The 20,460-nt window shown below is 59.2% G+C and carries 21 protein-coding genes; 7 read left to right on the top strand and 14 right to left on the bottom strand.

Annotated elements, in window-relative coordinates; translation table 11 throughout:
• Positions 1–583 precede the first annotated feature (583 nt).
• The 3 genes from BKX98_RS16965 to BKX98_RS04620 are packed head-to-tail and all read right to left on the bottom strand — an operon-like array spanning position 584 to position 1,369.
• On the bottom strand, positions 584–751 hold the full coding sequence (locus BKX98_RS16965) for a hypothetical protein (RefSeq protein WP_158024653.1): 168 nt from the start codon (positions 749–751) through the stop codon (positions 584–586).
• A gap of 9 nt (positions 752–760) precedes the next feature.
• On the bottom strand, positions 761–940 hold the full coding sequence (locus BKX98_RS04615; protein ID WP_073706280.1) for a hypothetical protein: 180 nt from the start codon (positions 938–940) through the stop codon (positions 761–763).
• A gap of 39 nt (positions 941–979) precedes the next feature.
• Positions 980–1,369: a hypothetical protein gene (locus BKX98_RS04620; protein ID WP_083586615.1), complete on the bottom strand. Its 390-nt coding sequence runs from the start codon at positions 1,367–1,369 to the stop codon at positions 980–982.
• Between the two features lie 785 nt (positions 1,370–2,154).
• On the opposite strand from BKX98_RS04620, the gene BKX98_RS16750 reads away from it, so the two are divergent.
• Positions 2,155–3,510, top strand: coding sequence for a HEPN domain-containing protein (locus BKX98_RS16750; RefSeq protein WP_143181016.1), 1,356 nt, complete (start codon positions 2,155–2,157; stop codon positions 3,508–3,510).
• Between the two features lie 190 nt (positions 3,511–3,700).
• Positions 3,701–4,852, top strand: coding sequence for a hypothetical protein (locus BKX98_RS04630; RefSeq protein WP_073706282.1), 1,152 nt, complete (start codon positions 3,701–3,703; stop codon positions 4,850–4,852).
• 718 nt (positions 4,853–5,570) lie between these two features.
• Here BKX98_RS04630 and BKX98_RS04635 read toward each other — a convergent pair.
• The 4 genes from BKX98_RS04635 to BKX98_RS04650 all read right to left on the bottom strand — a co-directional run bounded on the left by BKX98_RS04635 (position 5,571) and on the right by BKX98_RS04650 (position 8,424).
• Entirely contained in the window at positions 5,571–5,828 is a 258-nt protein-coding gene (locus tag BKX98_RS04635) for a type B 50S ribosomal protein L31 (RefSeq protein ID WP_038991006.1), read from the bottom strand.
• 146 nt (positions 5,829–5,974) lie between these two features.
• Positions 5,975–6,808 (bottom strand): RNA methyltransferase, encoded by an 834-nt coding sequence (locus BKX98_RS04640; RefSeq protein WP_083586616.1) that lies wholly within the window; start codon positions 6,806–6,808, stop codon positions 5,975–5,977.
• Positions 6,809–6,812: 4 nt separating this feature from the next.
• Entirely contained in the window at positions 6,813–7,607 is a 795-nt protein-coding gene (locus BKX98_RS04645) for a sulfite exporter TauE/SafE family protein (protein ID WP_066138978.1), read from the bottom strand.
• A 31-nt stretch (positions 7,608–7,638) separates the two neighbouring features.
• The gene (locus BKX98_RS04650) at positions 7,639–8,424 is read right to left on the bottom strand and encodes an ABC transporter ATP-binding protein (RefSeq protein ID WP_073706283.1); all 786 of its coding nucleotides are present in this window, start codon (positions 8,422–8,424) and stop codon (positions 7,639–7,641) included.
• A 189-nt stretch (positions 8,425–8,613) separates the two neighbouring features.
• On the opposite strand from BKX98_RS04650, the gene serB reads away from it, so the two are divergent.
• Together serB and BKX98_RS04660 are read left to right on the top strand one after the other, a co-directional pair.
• Positions 8,614–9,534, top strand: a complete 921-nt coding sequence (gene serB / locus BKX98_RS04655) for a phosphoserine phosphatase SerB (protein ID WP_073706284.1) — start codon at positions 8,614–8,616, stop codon at positions 9,532–9,534.
• Between the two features lie 224 nt (positions 9,535–9,758).
• Positions 9,759–11,444 carry a VanW family protein gene (locus tag BKX98_RS04660; RefSeq protein ID WP_233125272.1) on the top strand — a complete coding sequence of 562 codons (1,686 nt, stop codon included), beginning with the start codon at positions 9,759–9,761 and terminating at the stop codon, positions 11,442–11,444.
• Positions 11,445–11,590: 146 nt separating this feature from the next.
• Here the strand turns inward: BKX98_RS04660 and BKX98_RS04665 are convergent, their stop codons facing one another.
• Together BKX98_RS04665 and BKX98_RS04670 are read right to left on the bottom strand one after the other, a co-directional pair.
• On the bottom strand, positions 11,591–12,340 hold the full coding sequence (locus tag BKX98_RS04665; protein WP_038991001.1) for an SDR family oxidoreductase: 750 nt from the start codon (positions 12,338–12,340) through the stop codon (positions 11,591–11,593).
• Positions 12,341–12,374: 34 nt separating this feature from the next.
• A complete protein-coding gene (locus tag BKX98_RS04670) occupies positions 12,375–13,097 on the bottom strand; it encodes a beta-ketoacyl-ACP reductase (RefSeq protein WP_038991000.1) in 723 nt (240 codons plus the stop codon).
• Between the two features lie 215 nt (positions 13,098–13,312).
• Between BKX98_RS04670 and BKX98_RS04675 the strand changes: the two genes are divergently transcribed.
• From BKX98_RS04675 to BKX98_RS04685, 3 genes are read left to right on the top strand one after another with little or no spacing between them, the layout of a single operon-like run.
• Positions 13,313–13,729, top strand: a complete 417-nt coding sequence (locus tag BKX98_RS04675) for a DUF3099 domain-containing protein (RefSeq protein WP_158024656.1) — start codon at positions 13,313–13,315, stop codon at positions 13,727–13,729.
• Complete coding sequence (locus tag BKX98_RS04680; protein ID WP_038990998.1) at positions 13,729–13,974, top strand: hypothetical protein; 246 nt, start codon at positions 13,729–13,731, stop codon at positions 13,972–13,974. Before BKX98_RS04675 ends, BKX98_RS04680 begins: the two co-directional genes overlap by 1 nt.
• Positions 13,975–14,883, top strand: coding sequence for an SURF1 family protein (locus tag BKX98_RS04685; RefSeq protein WP_073706287.1), 909 nt, complete (start codon positions 13,975–13,977; stop codon positions 14,881–14,883).
• Positions 14,884–14,958: 75 nt separating this feature from the next.
• Here the strand turns inward: BKX98_RS04685 and BKX98_RS04690 are convergent, their stop codons facing one another.
• From BKX98_RS04690 to BKX98_RS04710, 5 genes are all read right to left on the bottom strand, one after another.
• Positions 14,959–15,405, bottom strand: a complete 447-nt coding sequence (locus BKX98_RS04690; RefSeq protein ID WP_143181018.1) for a hypothetical protein — start codon at positions 15,403–15,405, stop codon at positions 14,959–14,961.
• A gap of 69 nt (positions 15,406–15,474) precedes the next feature.
• Positions 15,475–17,076, bottom strand: a complete 1,602-nt coding sequence (locus tag BKX98_RS04695) for an ABC-F family ATP-binding cassette domain-containing protein (RefSeq protein WP_038990995.1) — start codon at positions 17,074–17,076, stop codon at positions 15,475–15,477.
• Between the two features lie 150 nt (positions 17,077–17,226).
• Complete coding sequence (locus BKX98_RS04700; protein WP_073706289.1) at positions 17,227–18,330, bottom strand: GTP pyrophosphokinase family protein; 1,104 nt, start codon at positions 18,328–18,330, stop codon at positions 17,227–17,229.
• A gap of 82 nt (positions 18,331–18,412) precedes the next feature.
• Positions 18,413–19,183 carry a DUF2637 domain-containing protein gene (locus tag BKX98_RS04705; protein WP_052253742.1) on the bottom strand — a complete coding sequence of 257 codons (771 nt, stop codon included), beginning with the start codon at positions 19,181–19,183 and terminating at the stop codon, positions 18,413–18,415.
• A gap of 131 nt (positions 19,184–19,314) precedes the next feature.
• A complete protein-coding gene (locus BKX98_RS04710) occupies positions 19,315–20,418 on the bottom strand; it encodes a VanZ family protein (protein ID WP_083586618.1) in 1,104 nt (367 codons plus the stop codon).
• Positions 20,419–20,460 lie beyond the last annotated feature (42 nt).

The following is a 20,460-nucleotide window of genomic DNA, read 5'->3' on the forward strand; positions in this document are numbered from 1 at the left end:
ACCTAAAGCAGATGTGTTTCGTCAGTGTCGCTCATCAGCAACACTAATGCACCAGCTTGGATTCTTGTCCCACGCGGCCAATCTTGCTCAAATTGCGCATAGTGAAGATCCGACTAATCTAGCCCTCTCAACCACCAGGCTGATCAGCTATGGGCAGCCCGGTTCATCATCGATCCGAATGCTTAAGTCGCTGTTGAACCAATGCAATGAGATTTTTGGGTTGAGGTAGCCGGAGGGAAGACCCGCGGCGGATTCCTCGCCTTCTTTGCAGCATGCAGAGGCACCCACACTTTTTGGGCAATGTTCGCCCCGTCGGGGAGAAGTCTGATAACGGGGGCAGGGTGTCTATCAAGCCTTGCACATTTCTAGTGGTGACCACCGCCAGAAACTGCTCAACGGCTTCGCGCTGCCCCGTGCGCGCCATGCTCACGCAGGGACGCCGAGCCTTCACATGAGGCTGAGCACGGCTGACGATTTAGCGCACCGTGGCCGCGGACTTTCCCACGGAATCGGCGATTTCCCCGCGGGGCACGTCGAATACTTCTCGCGGCACGATGACCGCCCGTTCCACAGGGATGAGCGGTCAGAGGATCGCGAGCATGGAAATACAGGCGTTTTTGGCCAGCACCACGTCACCTGGAACATCTGACATGGTCAGCAGTGGCTCGGGCAGCAATGGCCCGAGATTGTTATCCCGTAGTCGCGACAGAATGCGCAGGATATTGAGAGCTTGGCGGCTGATCGTGCGCACGGGATAGGCTTACGGTTTCTGCACTTCCGCGCGCATGCTGGGGACCGGCTCGCCCCAGTGGTGCCAGGCGTGCTGCACCCAGTCCTCCGCATTCGCGACGGAACCGAGCATCTGATAGGCGACGGCGACGAGCAGGAAGAAATAAGCCAGAAACAGATCACGCTGGTCTGCAGGACTAAGGTTGCGCATGGCCCTCTACTCCGTGGCCATCGCTCGACGCAGTCAGCTTCAGCTGCAGGAATTCGCGAATACCTCCAAATCGATGCCCGGGGCCATATTGCAACGGGTCGTGCGGTTGACAAAGTCGATAACGCCAGGCAGATCGATCAGCGCCGGTGCGCTTAGTTGCTCCTGCAGCAAGGTCGACAATACGTCGCTCACTGTGACGAGCGTGCGGCTCATGGCCTCGACGTAGGCCATGACATCCCGTTCCAATTGAAAATCTCGGTCCTGCGCCAACGCGGTTCTTGCTTGATTTTCCATGTCCAGATCGTAGATTTGCGCCATGAATTGGTTGAAGTTCAATGACCACAGGCGGTCTATGAGGGATGCTACGGCCATGAGGGCCAAGGACTTCAGCAACTCATCACGACTGTTCCAGCTATTCCCCTTGCCCAATTCCCAGGGATGCCTTGAGGACGGACTAGTTGCGCCACCTCATCCCAAGGGATTCCGAGACTTTGCCGAACATATCAGCGTTGAGCTGTTTGATGGATTCACCGTAGAGACCAGAAATCGCCATGGCCTGGGTTCTGGTGACCATGACATTGCTCCTGCGGGTTGGTTTCGGGTCCTACGAGATGAAGACACTGCCGCCGCCGTTCCGTGGCACTTCGACCGTGAAGCTGCTGCGTTATTGTGACCGTGGTTCCCACACACCACACCTGAGGAGCAACAATTCTCGCGGTTGACAACTCAGAATTCTTGCCCCGGTGTTTGAGCCCTATTTGATTCGCACAGATGTTCATGAACGAGGACTACCTTGGGTACCGTGCACCTAACCCAAGTCATCGTTTTCCACCCGAAATAATCAGCAATGGAGATGCGACAATTACGTAATCATGCGTAATTACTTTGATGGCCATTACGGCTATTCAAAGTCAGCCATCTAAAGGTACTCCGTCGCGCATAGATCCGAGTACTGGATTCAAACGAAAGTATTTACGTTTGCGTCATACAAAGACTTCCGGAGAAAAATTCACACGGCAGCCGGAGCATTCGAGATCACGCATATCAAGGACAACTTGCACATTGGCCATATCAACATAGGCTTACCATGTTTCCCAATCGGAGCGTTTTCAATTCTGGTCGCATACACTCAAAACTGGGAACCTCAGATTTTAGGGCCCGAATGTACCGTGATCTCTAGGACGCTTTTATTCACAACGAAAGGCGATACTAAAATGGAGGAGCACCGACCCGTTTTACTTGGAATGGCAGACCAAAATCTGACCACCCCGGCAGTGCTGAGCCTCGATAACGGGTGCTACACCCTGCGCCCCGAGCGCTGGATTGAAGAACCGCAGCAAGTGAAAATCAACAGGAGAGGAGCCGATGTCATATCTATAGAATTAGGGAATCGGCTTGGTGAAGTTGCTGATTTCCAGCCACGGGTGCTCTGGGGAGTTGACAATGGCCGACCGTTCACTGTTTTAGACGCGCGTATGACCGTTGAACTAGACTTCAATTTCGATTGGCCTAGCCAAATTTACAAAGCAAATCACATCTTGTGGGATGCCCATATTAGTGGATTCGATAGTCCCGCATTGGCGGTGCGCGTTGCCCTTCCCATTCGAGGACTCGGGTGGCCTGACCAGGAAACTTTATTAACGGACGCCGGACGGATTGGCGCTTGGTCTGACTCGAATCGACCCGGGCTGGTTTGGGAACCAGCACACTCGAATTCTGTGCGCAAACTTACACAAGAGTTCCCAAAAATCGTAACCACACTCCTCCAGCTTTGGACAGGGAAGGAAACCTCCGCTTGCTCGCTAGAGGTTCGGATCAAGAATCTCGGATGGTGCACAATCAAATCAACCGATGCTCCTGCCAACATTCTGACGCAACCGCTTCTCCCCCTAAACAAGCTCACTCTGTCAGTTGTAAGTAGATGGCTGACATTGGTGCCTATGCTTGGTCCGGTACCTTTTATGGCCATACATGATGGAGCACCTTTACAATCAGACGCTCAGATGCTTGCCACAGCATTAGAGGGTCTGCACCGACGGTTGCATCCAGATGCTAAACGGTTCCACATGTCGGTGTCTGAGGGGCTACTGAGACGAGCGCGCAGGGCGGCCAGCAAAGCTGCTGTGGAGGTCCTTTCTGACGTTGTGGAGGAAGCCGATGCACGGGCAGCCTACAACGAAGCCCTCGGCCACATGGGTGAGCTATCGTACTCTGCCCGACTCGCCGAGTTACTACCACGTATCGAGAGCGTAGCACCGGGACTGTTGGGGCCCTCGCAGTTGGCGTGGATCAAGGACATGAAGGACCTCAGGAACATTCAAAGCCACGGACTCAAGAACCACGACGAATTCGGAGATGCCGAAGTTGGGCAGTACTACGTGCTCGTCTCATCAGGACGTTGGGTCTTAAAAATCCTTCTGCTCCTCGAACTACTCGACCAAGAACAAATCTGGAGGGCCCTACGCGCCTCGGATCGTTTCATGTATTCTCTGGCAAATATTGACCGTGAAAAATACTGGAAAGATTTTTCTGCGTATGAAAAATTTCTAGCTACGGTAAAAAACGATTAAATGTCACAACTTACGGATAAAACGTCACGAACTGACAGAAATTATGGTGGGAAAGTCCAGCGAGAATAGTTCTCTAGAAGGATAGAAATCATCCGACGATTGTCTACCAATAGACAGTAATCCCGACCACGTGCAGCAAAAGAATGACCACCTTATCAGGAGGGAAGCGTAACAGTCTGTGAATAAGGATATGCGATTCATCTTTGGTAACATCCAGGCCGATGAAGAAGGCTACTATTGGTTGCTGAATGGCGTCGAGCGCAGAGATAGAAACGACTCATTCGACATCTTGGAAGACGACCTCAAAGACATCAGCGCAACACATCTGCGACAGATGTATCGAGGACTGCAAAAGCATCTTGGGGAAGATTACTCGCCCTCGGATATGGTAATTCACGAGGGAGGGGTCCCGTCAGACTTTGACCTACGTGATCTGCCCATCCTTCCGCATACCGGTGTGAAATTCATATTTGAGGAGGGTGAAATTTTGCTGGCGATCGAGTGCTTTCTATCGCTGCCTAGCTATGACAATGAAAGCCACCAAATCGGCCTAAATAAACTCAATGCTTCACCACCTGGACTCAACGTAGCAGAGTTAATCACTCCTCCTCTCGGTAGGAAACGACTATCCTTCTTGAATTTTGATACTTACAGCTACTCCGACGACGTCTGGCGGCTTGCCGTCGCGATCGGATTCAACCCACGGTCTCGCATGCTAACAGATCTCTACCGTGATGCCCTTGAGATCAAAGCCTTGATAGAGGCATCGTCCGGCGGCGTGACACACGAAACGGTCACCGAACTCATACGAGGCGGACATGTTAAAGCCTTGTTAGGCCAACCCGAGGGCGACTGGCTCGAGGCAAAACGTCAGCACGCTGACCTTGATTCCGAAGTTGGGAAGATCCGTTTGGCCCAGTGGGTGGCACAGTTTGCAAACTCTCCTGAAGGGGGAGTTGTAGTTCTAGGACTATCAACAAAAAACCAGGGCAACGGCGACGTGATTACCAAGATCACGCCATTACCCCGTGTGCCAGGTATTCGACGAAAATACGTACAAGTCCTTGACAACAAGGTGATCCCACCGATAGAAAACCTGGCTGTAGAAGTCATAGCCCACGGCGAAAGCGATCTGGTCCTCATAGAAGTGCCGCCGCAAAATGAAGAAAACAAACCTTTCCTCGTGCATGGCGCCGTCGTTGAGGGGAAAGCCCAGGGTAACTTTTTCTCAATCGTGCGCCGTCGGAACGACGAAATGGCATCCACACACCCAGCTAACGTTCATGCCAATCTGACCGTCGGACGTGCCTTTCTGCGACGTGGTGAACTACCAAGAAGTTAGCAGCGCAATGAGGCTCGCTCGTTGACGCCGGAGCAGGACAGGACGCGGAGACGTAACCGCCATTCCATATAGAAAGTCTGTGGCGAAAAACCGATTTGACCCTTGCGGCACTCAGAGAGACCTCATCGCCTTAAGTGGGATACACGAAATTTCTATTGTGTTTAGCAGAGGTATTGGGTAGCACCTGTGCGCACATCGGATGTGTAATCTCGTCACTTCGTAGACACAGAATCTCACCACTTTGTAGATAGTCAATCTCAATACTTTGCATGTCCTGTCTCAAAACTTTGCGGACACACGATCTCATAAAACCCGGGACGATTCACAGACGTTGGTCATCATGCCGAACGTCAAGCCGGCCGTATTGCGGCCTACAACTCGGTACCGACTCGCGCATGCGAGATACGCTCGCCACGCAAGGCAGAGCGACTGTGACGTATAAAAGCATCGCGATGTGTGATTCGGCCTGCGAGCTGGCAATTAAATTTGACTTCTCCTCAGGCTGCTTACAATAAAGCCTTTTCTCCGTCTTCTCGATAGCGAGTCGGATGATTAACATTTCCCCGTCGACAAGGTCGATAATGTCGGCGGAAGACTTTTTCAGTCATTGCAGGTCCGGCATCCGGTGATGGCCAGTCCGTTAAAGCACCGTTAAAGCAGCGACGGCGTGTTTCCAGAAACTGGAAACACGCCGCGAAAGCTTACTAGGGGCGAAGTATTACTTCTTGCCGCCGAAGCCCTTGAAGCGGGCGTTGAAGCGCTCGACACGACCAGCGGTGTCCATGATGCGCTGCTTGCCGGTGTAGAACGGGTGCGAAGCTGCCGAGATTTCGACGTCGATTACTGGGTAGGTGTTGCCATCTTCCCATTCGATGGTCTTGTCCGACTTAGCGGTCGAACGGGTCAGGAACTTTTCGCCGGATGCCAGGTCGTTGAAGACAACTGGGCCGTACTGTGGATGGATATCAGCCTTCATAGCTATACACCTTTTTGTTTATGGCCACTGGATTTTGCCAGCAGCTACTTACTCGGAAATTGTGTCCCGCATTCAGGGCTCCACGTAGAAACCTCAAAGCACAGACAGTCCATCCTATCGCAAAATCGATGACTGCAGAAACGTTCTCAGCGTGGCGCGGAGCACAAATGCCAGAACGCAATTGCGCTTGCGGCACCAACATTCAGTGAATCCACATCACGGTGCATCGGGATGATGACGGTCCGGTCAACGGCGGCGAGAGCTTCATCGGTGACTCCCCTGCCTTCATTGCCCAATATCATCGCGACCTTCTGCCCAGCCTTGATCTCCACTTCGTTCAACGGGGTCGCGTCATCGGTCAGTTCCATGGCGAGCATCTCATAGCCATGGTTCTTCAGCGTCTGGAGATCTTCTGGCCAGGACTGCATTCGCACCCAAGGAAGGTCGAAGACCGTACCCATCGAGACACGCGCGCTGCGCCGGTACCAAGGGTCAACGCATTTAGGAGTGAGCAGCACTGCATCTACCCCGAGGCCCGAGGCCGAGCGGATAATTGCGCCGAGATTCGTATGGTCTGCGATGTCTTCCAAGATGGCAATCCGGGAACTGGCCTCAAGCACTTCGTCCAGATCCAGCGGTTCGGGACGATTCATCGCGGCCATGGCGCCGCGGTGCAGATGGAAGCCGACCAAGTCCTGAAGCTGCCGGTCGTCCCCGATGAATATCGGCGCGTCCGGGAAGCGGTTGAATTCCTCGGCCAGCTGATCCAGATGCTTTTCAGCGAGCAGGAAGCTGCGTGGCACATGGCCTGCATTGATCGCACGCTGGACAACTTTGGTGCTCTCGGCGATGTAGAGGCCATTTTCCACATCGGTGCGCATGCGCAGATGCGCCTCCGAGAGCCTGAGGTACTCATCGAGACGGGGATCCTCCAGATCCGCCACCTGCAAGATGCGTGCAGGATTAAGAATTTCTGCCACGAAGCTACACCAGCTTGTAGAGCATGTTGCCCAAGGCAATCAGCCCCAGAATGACGATGACGGCGCGCAGCCATCCCGGCGAGAGCTTGCGTCCCACCTTGGCACCGATGAAACCGCCGATCAGCGAGCCGACAGCAATCAGCAGCACGATGAGCCAGTGGATGCGCTCGGGCGCGATGATCAGGTACATGATCGCGGCGACAAGGTTCACGATCAAGGAAAGTATCACCTTGATGGCGTTGGACTGCTGCAGGGAGGCCTGCAGGAAGATGCCGAAGACAGCCATCAGCAAGATGCCCTGCGCCGCGGTGAAGTAGCCGCCGTAGACACCGATCAGGAACACGAGGATATACAGCACCAGTGGAATCCGCGCACGGTCGGCATCGTCCGGATCGGTGCCGCCGGACGCAGCCTGGCGAGTCTTGGCCCACTTGGAAAGGCGCGGCTGGAAGATCACCAATACCAGCGCGCAAACCAGCAGCACCGGCGCTACGATGCCGAAGACCGACTCCGGCAAATTCAATAGCAGCAGTGAACCAATCAACCCGCCGGCCAAGGAGACTGGCACGAGCTTGAGCAGCGTCTTCTTGACGCTGGCGGCTTCCCGCCGGTAGCCCCAGGCGCCGGAAAAGCCTCCAGCAACCAGACCCATGGCGTTGGAGACCACGGCATTCACCGGTGCCGTGCCCAACGCCACGAGAATGGGGAAAGTGACCAAGGTGCCCGACCCGACGACGGTGTTGATAGTTCCGGCCCAGAGTCCTCCAAGGAAGATCAGGGCTTCACGCCAAAATTCGATCACGTGGAGCTTTCCCCTTTAGTTATTGTTGTTAGCTGCGTGCGAAAGCCGAATAGCGTCCACCTTCACGGCGCAGGCTCAGCGGCACGCCGTAGGTTGCTTCCAGGTTTTCTTCGTTGAGCGTGCAGTCGATCTCGCCGGCGGCGACGACTTCGCCGTCACGCATCATCAAGATGTGGGTGAATCCCGCTGGCACCTCTTCAAGGTGGTGGGTCACCAGAACCAGTGCTGGAGCATCATCGTCGGCTGCCAGTTCAGCCAGCTTGCCAACCAGGTCTTCGCGACCGGCAAGGTCCAGGCCAGCTGCCGGCTCATCGAGAATCAGCAGCTCGGGATCGGTCATCAAGGCACGGGCGATCAGCACGCGCTTGCGTTCGCCTTCGGAAAGCTTGCCGAAAGGCTGGTTCATGAAGGTCGACATGCCCCAGTTGTGCAGCAGGTGGAAAGCACGGCGCTCATCGAGCTTCTCGTACTTCTCGCGCCAGCGGCCGGTCATGCCGTAGGCGGCAGTGAGCACCACATTCAGCGCGGTCTCGTTGGCTGGAATGGAGTTGGCAACCAGGGCCGAGCTCAGGCCGATCAGCGGACGCAGATCGAAGACCGAAACCTTGCCCAAGCGTTCACCAAGAATATCCGCGGTACCGCGGGTGGGATGCAACCGAGTAGCTGCGATGTTCATCAAGGTCGACTTGCCGGCGCCATTGGGGCCGATAACAATCCACCGCTGTCCTTCTTTGACTTCCCAGGACACGTCCTTGAGCAGTTCTTTTCGCCCGCGTACAACGCTGACATCTTTGAAAGTTAGCACTTCGCTCATGGTATTCAAGATTAGACTTTCCACCCCTGTTTCACTAATCGGAAATGCCGTGCAAGTCCCAAAAATCGCCGGATTGACCTGCATCGCCTCCTGTTGCAATGCCAGTTCGCGCCCATCGGACCGGTGCCTGCACCCGGGGCCAGCACGTCATGTTTGGTCGTAATCACCGGGGCAATGAAAAATGGTTGCATGGTTTCATCATTGGTTTTCGCATCCCGCCCATCCCTTTCCCGCATCGACTTCGCCGCTGTCCTGCAGCGGGCAACGGGAGCCGGACTGATTCCGGATGCCGACGAAAGCCGGATCAAAACCAAGGAAGCGCGATTGGTTGCCAAATTCCGCATCGAGCAGGCCGATCACGCTCAGCTGCAGCAGGCTGCCAAGCAATTCGTCGATGCCCTGGTCGCCGACGGGGCACTGGATTACGCGGACTTGTGCGTAGCTGTGGTGCCTGCCGAGCTTACCGAGGCACCACAGCTCCTGCTGCTGATGGATGTCGATTCCACCTTGATCAAGCAGGAAGTCATCGAATTGCTCGCCGCCCACGCTGGACGGGAAGAAGAAGTGGCTGCGGTGACCGAGGCCGCGATGCGCGGCGAATTGGACTTCGCCCAATCGTTGTTCCAGCGCGTAGCTACATTGAAGGATCTGCCAGTTGATGTCCTCGCCGAGGTAGGCCAGCGCATTATCTTCTCCGACGGCGCCGAATCCCTGGTCAAGCGGTTCCATGCGGCCGGGCACAAGGTCGGCGTAGTTTCCGGCGGGTTCCAGCAGATTCTGGATCCGCTGGCCGCCCACCTCGGACTGGACCATGCGCTGGCCAACACGTTGGGGATCACCGGAGGAGTTCTTGACGGTACCGTTCACGGCCAGATTGTCGACCGTGAAATGAAGGAAACAATGCTGCGCGCTTGGGCGCAGGAGCACCAGATCCCGATGGCTGCAACGATCGCCGCCGGAGATGGCGCCAACGACCTCGCCATGGTTGCCGCCGCAGGGTTGGGGGTTGCTTTCAACGCGAAGCCTGCCCTGCGCGACGAAGCGGACGTGCGTCTGGACTTCTCGCGCTTGGATGCCATCGCCGACCTGGTTCTCGATGATTTGGTTTAGTGGAATCCAACAACTGCATAACGATTATGCGCTCACGGGCTTTTGATATCTGGATCGGTTGTTCCAGCAGTTAGTATTTCTATTGATGCGTGCAACGGCTTGAGGCATTAGCCCTGGCCGCGCGCCGAGCCCCCATCGCTTTCGAAAGAGCTACTAGACCAGTGCAGACCCCCTCCCCGGACAGTTCCTCATCTACGCCTACTCACTCTCAGCAAGACAAGAAAATGCAGAAGGGCAAGGCCAAGCCTTGGATCATTGCCGGTTCTTGCGTGGCAGCCGTAGCCGCAGCATATTTCGGCGGAGCAGCCTTTGTCAGCGCCCAGGTCCCGGCCAACGCCTCCATTGCGGGTGTGAATATCGGTTCCATGAATAAGGACCAGGCTCGCGCCGAGCTGGAACGCGAGGTTCTCCCCCTGGCTGAGAAGCCAGTGGATGTCACTGTCAACGGTGAAAAGTACACACTGGATCCTGCCAAGGCCGGTCTGGAACTGAACGTTGAAGACACCGTCAATGAACTGACATCCTACGAAATCAACCCTGTCAAACTCTACGAACGCCTCACCGGCGAGTTCCACGTCACCCCGGCTGTCGACGTGGACGAGGACAAGCTGGCCGCGCAGCTCGATGCACTGGCCCAAAAGGCCAACGCCGAGGTTGCCGAAGGAACCATCGAATTCGGCGATGGCACCTCCAAGCTGACCAAGCCCGTTGACGGTGTCGCGCTGAAGACCGAGGAAGCTGCGGACTTGATCAGCGACGACTGGGAAATTGCCGGCCCCGCGATCGCCCTGCCAGCCGATGTCATCAAGCCGCAGATTTCTGCCGACACCCTGCAGGCCTTCTACGACAAGGACGTCAAGGCGCTGCTGAAGGACGAAGTCACCCTGGCCTCGGGCAAGAAGAAAGCAACCATCTCGGTCGCATCCATTGCCGCGGCAGCCAGCTACGCGCCCAAGGACGGTGCTCCGGCGATCGCTTTGGACGACAAGAAGCTCTACAAGGCGGCAACGAAGAACTCCGATCTTTCCAGCACCGCCAAGGATGCGCAGATCGTCTTGAAGGACGGCAAGCCTTCGATCATCAAGTCCTCCAAGGGCATCTCGCTGGAGACCAAGGGCCTGGGTGCCAAGGTCTTGGCCGCGACGGCCGCCAAGAATCGTACTGCCGAAGTCGAGATGACCGAGACGGAAGCGGACTTCACCACCGCAAATGCGAAGAAGCTTGGCATCAAGGAACCGATCGTCACCTTCTCCACCCCGTACCCGGCCTCAGACACCGTGCGCACCAAGAACCTGCGTGCCGGTTCGGCTCGCGTCAACGGGGACATCATTAAGCCGGGCGAACGCTTCTCGCTGCTCGAAGCCCTGGGCCCGATCACCGTGGCCAACGGCTACTACAGCTCCGGCGTTGTGGAAAGCGGCTTCAGTACCGAAGCCGTTGGCGGCGGGCTCTCGCAGATCTCCACCCAGATGTACAACGTCGGCTTCCTGGCCGGCTACGACGACATCACCCACAAGCCGCATTCGCGCTGGTTCGAACGCTACCCTGCAGGACGCGAAGCTACCCTGTGGGAAGGCCAGATCGACATGATCTGGGAGAACAACACCCCCTACGGCGTGATGATCCAGGCATGGGTTTCGGGCGACAAGGTCAATACCCGCCTGTGGTCCACCAAGTACTGGGATGTCTCGCAGAAGAGCTCCGGGAAGTACAACCTGACCAACCCGGAAACCAAGTACAACCCGGCCGAGAAGTGCGTCTCGGAATCCGGCGGCAAGAAGGGCTTCAGCATCGATATCACCCGTTACCGGGAGACCATCGACGGCTCCAAGAAGCTGCCGGCCGAAACCAAGAGCTGGACCTACAGCCCATGGCATAAGATCGTCTGCGGCGAAAAGCCGAAGGACTAGATCTGCCCTAATCGCCGGGCGCCTCCTTTACGGAAGGTGCCCGGCGATTTTTCATGCCGGCTGTTGCGGCCACGGCACGAAAAAGCTGGCGGCCGGAACCCTGAAACAGGGTCCCGGCCGCCAGCTGCTGCAGGTTGCTGCGGGGCCTACTTGCCCGACTGCGTCAGGAAGTCGCCTGCGCCGCCAACCAGCTCGGTGTGGCCGGTCTCGACGTCGGCGAAGACCATCTTGGCTACCTCGGCACCGAACTCCTCAACGGAGTACAGCTTGCCGGCAGCTTCGCGGCGGGCGTCGATGGCACCTGGCTCCATGCGGTTGAGCAGGGTTGCGGTGATCGTGCCTTCGATCATGTCGCCGGAAACCACCACGAAGGTGATGTTCTTCTCGGCGAGCTCCGGGATCATTTCACGCAATGCATCTTCGCCGGCACGCTTCGACTTCGCTACGGCGTCGTAGGCATCCATGGTGCTGACTTCGTTGATGAAGTGCGCCTGGTGGCTGGTCACGAAAACCACGCGGCCGCCCTCGCTGAGCTTGGGCAGCGCAGCCTGGAGCATCGCGACCTGCGCGTCGCGGTTCAGGCGCAGCGCGTAGTTCTCGCCCATGGAGGTTTCCATGCCGCCCGAAGCGTTCAGCACGACGACGTCCAGCGAACCGAAATTCTCCACGGCAGCGTCGACCAGAGCCTGCGGACCCTCGGCCGAGGTCAGGTCTGCGCCGACGGCCACTGCCTTGCCGCCCTTTTCCTCAATGGCGGCGACAATCTTGTTGGCGCGTGGGGCCTTGGCGCGGTAGTTGACCACGACGCCAATGCCCTGCTCGGCCAGCAGCTGAGCGGTGACTGCACCGATGCCGCGGGAGGAACCGGTAACAACGGCACCCTTGAATTCACTCATGGTGGTACTCCTTTAGATCTCTTGCTTAAAACTTCTAGTGGCCCATGCCCAGGCCGCCGTCAACCGGGATTACGGCACCGGAGATGTACGCTGCTTCATCGCTGGCGATCCAGCGGACGACGTTGGCAACTTCCTCTGGTTCAGCAAAGCGGTTGGCCGGAATGCTTTCGAGGTATCCCTTCTGGGTTTCCTCTGGCAAGACGGCGGTCATCTCGGTGTTGATGAAACCCGGAGCCACGACGTTGGCGGTGATTCCGCGCGAACCCAGTTCGCGGGTCAGCGAGCGGGCGATGCCGACCAGACCGGACTTCGATGCCGCGTAGTTGATCTGGCCTGGCGAACCGTACAGGCCCACGACCGAGGAAATCAGCACGACGCGGCCGCGCTTGAGCCGGATCATGCCCTTGGAGGCGCGCTTGATAACGCGGAAGGCGCCGGTGAGGTTGGTGTCGATGACCGAGGTGAAGTCGTCTTCGCTCATGCGCAGCAGCAAGGTGTCCTTGGTGACTCCTGCATTGGCGACAAGAACTTCCACTGGACCGTGCGCAGCTTCAACTTCCTTGAAGGCTGCGTCGATGGACTCGCTGTCGGTGACATCTGCCTTGACACCCAGCAGTCCGGCGGGAACCTCGCCGCTGCGGTAGGTGATGGCCACCTTGTCGCCGTTGGCTTCGAATGCGCGTGCAATAGCAAGTCCGATTCCGCGGTTGCCGCCGGTCACGAGGACGCTGCGGCCAGTGGTTGGTTCCGTAGTCAATGTATTTCTCCGTTCATGCGCTTGCGTTCCTGGCATGGAAAACCCTCCATGGGCCAGTCGAAAGCGCACTTTGCCTAGTTAAGTAGCTACTCCGTGAACAATCCTATTAGTTACTCACCAGTTTTACCGCTTCGACAGCGCGTAGAAATTACCCTCTGGGTGATACAAGTGAGACAATGGGAGCAGATCCCGTATTGCAAAGCGAAGTCTTTTACATGTCCTCACAGCCCATGAACCACGGTTCCGGCCAACCCGAAGTTCACCGCATTACCGAAGCGCGCCAGTCGCATACCGCCGAGCGCGATACCCGTGTGCGCAAATACACGATTTCAATGACCGTGCGCCTGGTCTGCTTCGTTCTCGCCTTCTTTTTCGACGGCTGGCTTCGCTGGGTCCTGCTGGTTGGCGCGGTGGTCCTGCCCTACATCGCTGTGGTGATCGCCAATGGAGGTGCGGATCTGACCAAGCGTGAACCGCCAGCCGAGTTCTACAGGGCGCCCGATGCCCATCAACTCGACGCGCCGAAGGACACCGCACAGCGGCAGGAGCGGGAACCAGAGGTGATTGACGGCAACTTTGCCGATGACGAGGAACCAGTGCAACACCCGACAACTTCCCCCAAGGAGGACTAGTGGATCTGCTAGGTTCGCTAGGCGGCCTCCCCGCTGCCGCCGAAATCCAGTGCTCGCGAAAGGGCTGCCGGCAAGGCGCCGACTACCAGCTGCTGTGGAACAATCCGAAAATCCATACCCCGGACCGGCGCAAAATCTGGCTGGCCTGCGAAGAGCATCGCGACTGGCTCGAAAATTACCTCAAGGAACGGCTGCTCTACAAGGAAACGCTGCCAATGCAGGGCAACGAAGGAGAAGGCAAGTAGATGTATCGTTTTCTGGCGAGCACCCGCTGGGTCGGGTGGCTGATACTGGTCGCCATCTTCGCCTCCGCGTGCATTGCCTTGGGCAATTGGCAGAATGACCGCCGCGATGCCGTCCTGGAAGGCATCGAACGGGTCAACCGCAACTACTTCGCTGAGCCGGCGACCGGCAAGCAGGCTCTGGAGAACTTCCACAACCTCGACGAAGCCAAGACCTGGATGACCGCCGAGCTGACCGGCGAATACGTCGCCGAGGACACCATGATCGTGCGCAACCGGATCAAGGCAGGCCGGCCCGGCTACGAGGTACTGGTGCCGTTCAAGACCAGCGAGGGCGAAACTGTCATCGTCGACCGCGGCTACCTGCCGATCGGCAACGAGGAAAGCGGCCACCCGGATTCGGTTCCGGCACCGCCAGAGGGCAAGGTAACCGTGGATGTGCGCTTGAAGCCATCGGAAATCCGCTTGGACCGCGGCGCCCCGGAAGGCCAGTTGGCCTCCATCCAGCTCGAAGACTATGCCAAGCAGCTGGATTATGAGATCGCACAGGGCGCCTACGGCCTGATGTATGGAGAGGACCCGGCCCCGGCCGAGGCGCCTCAGCAGCTCGATCCACCGGACATGGACGAAGGCCCTCACCTCTCCTACGAGATCCAGTGGTACATCTTCGGCGTGCTGGCCTTCGTCGGCTTCTGGTACGCGGCCCGGCAGCAGAAGAAGCTGAACGCCGAGGAAGCCGAAGAGCGGGCCGAAGCCGAGGCATTGGGTTTGGAAGAGCCGATGCACAAGGTGCGCAAGATCCGGGCGAAGCAGGAGAAGAAGTTCCGCCGCGACGGCACGCTGACCGACGAGGCCATCGAGGATGCAATGCTCGATGAGGCGGAGAATACGCCAGGGGGCACCGCGAAGTAGCAGTGCGCAGCAAACGCAGACCGCGCGGCACGTGGACATAGTCCAGGTGCCGCGCGGTTTCGCGTTCCATGGCGTCTAGCTTGGCGTGGCCGGCGGGCTCCAGCGGATTCCGCCGTCGCTGCAGTTGGGGGCCTGCTGTTCTGCCCGGTTGTGGCAGGAAGCATCAATCAGGACGCGGTCCCCCACCGGTTCGCCAAGCTCAAGCGTGTACGGCACCGTCTCGTTGCCCTGGCAGTCCTGCGCCTCGCCTTCCAGCGGTTCAACTGCAATGCCGATAGCGATCTGGCCATCGGCAAACTCCACATGTGTGGCGGTGACGTCCCCGGTCTTGCCTGAAGCGCAGGCAAGGCCCATCACGCCGAGTTCCAGGCTGGTGCTCGACGCATTCACTCCAGCCGGGTCGATCAGCGCCCATTGGGCGTTGACTTCGTCGGGCACCTGGACTGCGCAACCGGCCAGCGTACTGGCAAGCAGCGCTGCGGCGCCTGCGAGCACCGGCAATCTGCGTCTTAAAACACTCATGGCTTGGCACATCCCCTTCACGGTGGTGATCTGCCAAGCCTACGAGAGTTCCTTGGTGTTGGTAAGGATCTAGGTCAGCGAGACCAATTCCAGGTAGTCCTCGCTGAACAGGTCCTCGTCGCCATCGGGCAGGATGACCACGCGCTCGGGCTTCAGCGCCATGACCGCGCCTTCATCGTGGGACACCATGACCACGGCACCCGGGAAGGTGGACAGCGCGCCGAGCACCTCGGCGCGCGAGGCAGGGTCCAGGTTGTTGGTCGGCTCATCGAGCAGCAGCACGTTGGCGCTGGAGGCCACGATGGTGGCCAGGGCCAGACGGGTCTTCTCGCCGCCGGAGAGCACACCGGCCGGCTTGGTGACGTCGTCGCCGACGAACAGGAAGGAGCCCAGGATTGAACGCACATCGGCATCGTTCAGGTGCTCCGGCGCGTTGCGGCGCATGTTCTCCAGCACGCTGGCATTCGGATCCAGGGTGTCATGCTCCTGGGCGAAGTAGCCGATCTTCAGGCCGTGGCCCGGAACGATTTTCCCGGTATCCGGTTCGGAGACGCCGGCGAGCATGCGCAGCAGGGTGGTCTTGCCGGCACCGTTCAGGCCCAGGATGACCACCTTCGAGCCGCGGTCGATGGCCAGCGAGACGTCGTTGAAGATTTCCAGCGAGCCATAGGCCTTGGACAGGCCTTCGGCCATGAGCGGGGTCTTGCCGCAGGGGGCAGGATCCGGGAAGCGCAGGGCCGCGACCTTGTCGGAGGCGCGCTCTTCCTGCAATCCCGCGAGCATGCGGTCCACGCGCTTGAGCATGGATTGCGCGGCCGAGGCGCCGGAGGCGCGGGCCTTCATCCTGTTCGCCTGGGTCAAGAGGACCGAAGCCTTCTTCTCGATGTTGGCGCGCTCGCGCTTGCGGGCGCGCTCATCGGTTTCGCGCTGGACCTTGTAGCGCTTCCAGTTCATGTTGTAGACATCGACCACGCCGCGGTTCGCGTCGAGGTTCAGCACCTTGTTCACGGTGGCTTCCATCAGCCCGGTGTCGTGGCTGATCATCAGCACGCCGCCGGGGTAGTTCTTGATGAAGTCGCGCAGCCACATGATCGAGTCGACGTCCAGGTGGTTGGTGGGCTCGTCGAGCAGCAGCGTCTCGGCATCCGAGTAGAGGATGCGGGCCAATTCCACGCGGCGGCGCTGGCCGCCAGAGAGGGTGCGCAGCGGCTGGTCCAGGATCCGGTCGGGCAGATCCAGGTTGGCGCAGATGGCCGCGGCCTCGGATTCGGCGGCGTAGCCGCCGGCGGCGATGAATTCAGCTTCCAGGCGGTCGTACTGGCGCAGGGCCTTGGCGGAGACCGCAGGATCCTCGCTGGCCATGTCCTCGCGGTTCTGGGCCAGCTTGGTGACCACCACATCCAGGCCACGGGCGCCGAGGATGCGGTTGCGCGCGAGCTGCTCCATGTCAGGGGTCTTGGGATCCTGCGGCAGGTAGCCGATGGATCCCTTGTGCGTGACTTCGCCAGCAGTTGGCTGGGTCTCTCCAGCGAGGACCTTGGTCATCGTGGTCTTTCCGGCACCGTTACGACCCACCAGTCCGATCTTGTCGCCCTTGTCGATGCGGAAGTTCACTTCGTCCATCAGCAGGCGGGCGCCGACGCGTAGCTCAAGGTTGGCTACGGAAATCATATGGTGTGGCCCTTTCACGCGGGTAATAAAGCTGTGCGGCCCAGAAATTGGGCAACTTGACTAGTCTACCGGCCAACGGCTCCGCGGCTGGCCGAACGTGCACAAACTAACAGTTCCGGGGTTGAGCTGGTTAAAGAATTCGATGCCCGGTCAGTTCCTGGCGCCCAGCTGCGAGCGGTAGTCCATCATCTGGATCAGGCGGCGGCGCAACGAGGCTTCGCGGCGCAGGTCTCCCCCGCTGGTCTTCTCAATGTGGTCCTTGCCGAAGCGCCAGAGCAGCACGTCGTCCAGCAGCCGGTCCGGGCCCGGCGAATAGCGGTGGTCCAGCGCGGCACGCACGTCGGTGACCACATTCGCGTCCAGCAGCTGCGCCAGCTGCCAGGTTTGGCCGATGCCGTGGGCGCCGAGCAGCTCCGCAGCCCAGGACCAGTCGTCATCGCGCTTGCGGTCAACATGCGGCAGCAGCGTCTGCCAGATTTCGCCGATCTTCTCCCCGGTCAGCGGCTCCGATCCGGCGCCCTGCTGATCGTGGTAGCCGTTGAGCCGGTGGTACAGCTCGTCGATGTCGGTGAAGTAGTCCTCGACCGTCTCCAGCATCGCCGCGGTCGCGGTGAAGTGGCGGTCGATCTGCGGATTCCAGGCGGCTTCGCCGGGATGCTTGAAGCGGATGTCATGTTCCATTTCGGACCAGGCATGCTGCAGCACAGTGCGGATCTGCACCTCGAAGACGAAGTTGCCGCTGGCCATCACCGGCTTGCCGAGGGCTTCCTGGAATTTGCGCACGACCGGCTCGCTGCGGGTCTTGAGCAGCAGGTGGCGCGAGGAGTAGCCGTAGGTTCCGGACTCCACCGAGCCGATGTCCTTCTCGCGGTCGCTGCGGCAGTCGAAGGAGTCGCGGTGCGACTTGATCAGGCTGGCTACCTGCTGGATCTCATGGGGCAGCATCACGATGATGCGGATGCCGACCATGTCGTGGATTTCGCGCAGCGGGTTGGGGAATTCGAGCACCGGGGCGGTCTCGGAATTCTCCTGCAGGCGGCGCGATGCCTTGGCCGCAAAGGATTGCGGGGATTTCACCCGGCCGGTAATGAACAGCGGCTGCACCTCGGAATTGGCGAAGAGCCGGCGGATCTTCGCCTTCATGGCAGACATGACGGTATTCAGTTCGCCGGTCACCGACTTGTACTGCTCAACGGCGGCCGCAATCTGCTCGGAGAACTCGTCGTGCCCCTGGCCCTGCGCCGGATCCCTCATTGATGCCTCCTGGATGCTTCAGCTTCTGTTGAAATGCTGTCCTTCAGTTCGTGTTCACGCGCCAACCGGGTGCGGCTGGGTCCTATGGACGGGACAGGCGCTTGGCCATGTCGTCGAACAATGGAGCCTTGTCCTCGCCGTTCTTCTGCGCGGCGGCCTTGGTCTCCTTGGCTGGCTGCGCATTCTGCTTGATCGGGGTGACCTTCGAGTCCGATCGGCCTGCGGCGATGCCTTCGGCGCGGGCCCGGGCCAGCGCGTCCTGGTGCTCCTGTTCCAGGGCGGCCAGGCGTTCTTCCTCGGCGGTCTTGGTGTCGGCCAAGGCCGCGTTGTAGCCATCGTCATAGGCCACGCCGTACTTCTCGGCGTTTTCCTTTTCCTCGTCATACTCCAGTTCGGCACGCAGCTTCGCGGCTTCGGACTTCTTCTGGTACATGTGCACGGTCAGGTGGGTGATGGCCAGCAGGACGATTGGCGGCATGGCGGCGACCAGCGCGGACACCAGCGGCGGCACGCCGTTCTCGATGGAGTCCACGGTCAGGATTGCATGGGTGGAGTTCGCCGCGGTGGAAACAATCGCGCCGAAGAACAGCAGCGACCACGGGTAGATCATGGCCTTGCGGTTGAAGCCGTTCAGGGCCACGATGGCCACGGTGGCAGCGACGATCATGCCGTCGATGATGATTGGCCAGATCCATGCCAGGCGCGGGCTGATGCCCGAGCGTTCTGCCAGGTCGGTCAACGCCGCGAATGAGAGCACGAATGCACCGACGGCAATGAGGACCGTCGCGCCTACGGCCGTGCCTAGGACGGCGCGGTGCGGTTCGGCCGGGACCTCTGGTTTGTTATCTTCCATGCTGCTGAGCAGACCTATCTTTTGAGATTAACGGTATGTCTTCAAACGCGAGTTGTGCTGGACCGCGCCGAAAGGCGCAGGCCACCGCGTTCCATTTTAGCTTGCACCCGGCATTGCCGGGGTGCCATGGGTCAAAGTGCGCGGCGGTCGATGAATCCGGTTCCGCTGATTTTTCCGGCCAGTCCCCGGTGATCTGCGTCGAAGATGAAGTAGAAGGCGCTGATCGCGATATAGATCACAGCAAGCATGTTCAGCAGCGGGTAGACGCTGATCTCGTCCATGCTGGTGGAAATCTGGAAAAGGAAGTTGATCCCGCCAAACCCGAGCAGGCTGCGCAGCAACGCCCTGCCTGCCGGGGACGGCCCGCCCTGCTTGCTGGCGACCATCAGCCAGGCGCAGCGCTGGCCGAGGGTGGCCCGCCCCGGGGCCAGGCTCGGCAGCCAGAAGACGAAGAAGACCACGATCAGCGGCAGCCAGAAGTTCATCCACTTTTCGCCGAATTCCATGCCGCCCAGTCGCTGAAGGAGTTCCAGCGCGGCGCTGATGACGAACAGCGCACCGGAGGTGAAGCCCGCATCGAAGACGTTGGCCAGTGCCCGGCGTGCCCGGGTGACCGGCCGCGCCGGCGCCTGGGCGGCGTCGGCTTCCACGGGGCCCGAGAGGAAACGGAACATCGGCAGGTAGGCGATGACCGCGCCGAGCAGCGCGCCGGCGGTGTTGGTGATCAGGTCATCGACATCGGCCACGCGGTAGGCGCAGGTGTACAGCCCCCAGATCCCGGTGTATTGGGTCAGCTCGATGGCCAGCGAGGCGGCGAAGCCCAGCAGCACCCCGGTGATGATGTTGCCGCGCAGCCAGCGCACGGCCAAGATCCCCAGTGGCATGAACAGGATGATGTTGAACAGCACCTGCCACAGCGTGAAGCTGGTTGCGAATCCGCTGAGCCCGCGCTCCACGATGGCCAGCTTGAAGTCGTCGAGGAACCGTCCTGGAACCAGCTGCGGGATGGCCACGCCCGGCCGGCAGAATTCGTCGCGCGAGGAGGGCAGCGGGAGCATGGTGTAGCTGAACAGCCCGAAGCCGTAGATCGCCGCGGTGGCTGTCGTTATGGTGCGGCGCCAGGACAGCCGTCCGTGGCGGCGGTATTGCACGGCCAGCAGGAAGATGCCGGCGGAGGCCAGGAAGAAGGCGCCGCCGAGGATCGCGATAGTCGCTGGCCAGAACATCGTTTGCATATTTCCATCTAAGCGGAATAATCCGTGAGGAAGCTGAGCTGC

It is taken from the genome of Glutamicibacter sp. 0426, from assembly GCF_001906485.1.
GTDB lineage: Bacteria > Actinomycetota > Actinomycetes > Actinomycetales > Micrococcaceae > Glutamicibacter > Glutamicibacter nicotianae.

Bases quoted from the DNA above. Each gene is read 5' to 3' on its own strand.
- BKX98_RS04615 (WP_073706280.1), bottom strand. From the start codon at position 940: ATGCGCAACCTTAGTCCTGCAGACCAGCGTGATCTGTTTCTGGCTTAT.
- BKX98_RS16750 (WP_143181016.1), top strand. From the start codon at position 2,155: ATGGAGGAGCACCGACCCGTTTTACTTGGAATGGCAGACCAAAATCTG.
- BKX98_RS04630 (WP_073706282.1), top strand. From the start codon at position 3,701: ATGCGATTCATCTTTGGTAACATCCAGGCCGATGAAGAAGGCTACTAT.
- BKX98_RS04635 (WP_038991006.1), bottom strand. From the start codon at position 5,828: ATGAAGGCTGATATCCATCCACAGTACGGCCCAGTTGTCTTCAACGAC.
- BKX98_RS04650 (WP_073706283.1), bottom strand. From the start codon at position 8,424: ATGAGCGAAGTGCTAACTTTCAAAGATGTCAGCGTTGTACGCGGGCGA.
- serB (WP_073706284.1), top strand. From the start codon at position 8,614: ATGGTTTCATCATTGGTTTTCGCATCCCGCCCATCCCTTTCCCGCATC.
- BKX98_RS04660 (WP_233125272.1), top strand. From the start codon at position 9,759: ATGCAGAAGGGCAAGGCCAAGCCTTGGATCATTGCCGGTTCTTGCGTG.
- BKX98_RS04665 (WP_038991001.1), bottom strand. From the start codon at position 12,340: ATGAGTGAATTCAAGGGTGCCGTTGTTACCGGTTCCTCCCGCGGCATC.
- BKX98_RS04675 (WP_158024656.1), top strand. From the start codon at position 13,313: ATGTCCTCACAGCCCATGAACCACGGTTCCGGCCAACCCGAAGTTCAC.
- BKX98_RS04685 (WP_073706287.1), top strand. From the start codon at position 13,975: ATGTATCGTTTTCTGGCGAGCACCCGCTGGGTCGGGTGGCTGATACTG.
- BKX98_RS04690 (WP_143181018.1), bottom strand. From the start codon at position 15,405: ATGAGTGTTTTAAGACGCAGATTGCCGGTGCTCGCAGGCGCCGCAGCG.
- BKX98_RS04695 (WP_038990995.1), bottom strand. From the start codon at position 17,076: ATGATTTCCGTAGCCAACCTTGAGCTACGCGTCGGCGCCCGCCTGCTG.
- BKX98_RS04700 (WP_073706289.1), bottom strand. From the start codon at position 18,330: ATGAGGGATCCGGCGCAGGGCCAGGGGCACGACGAGTTCTCCGAGCAG.
- BKX98_RS04705 (WP_052253742.1), bottom strand. From the start codon at position 19,183: ATGGAAGATAACAAACCAGAGGTCCCGGCCGAACCGCACCGCGCCGTC.
- BKX98_RS04710 (WP_083586618.1), bottom strand. From the start codon at position 20,418: ATGCAAACGATGTTCTGGCCAGCGACTATCGCGATCCTCGGCGGCGCC.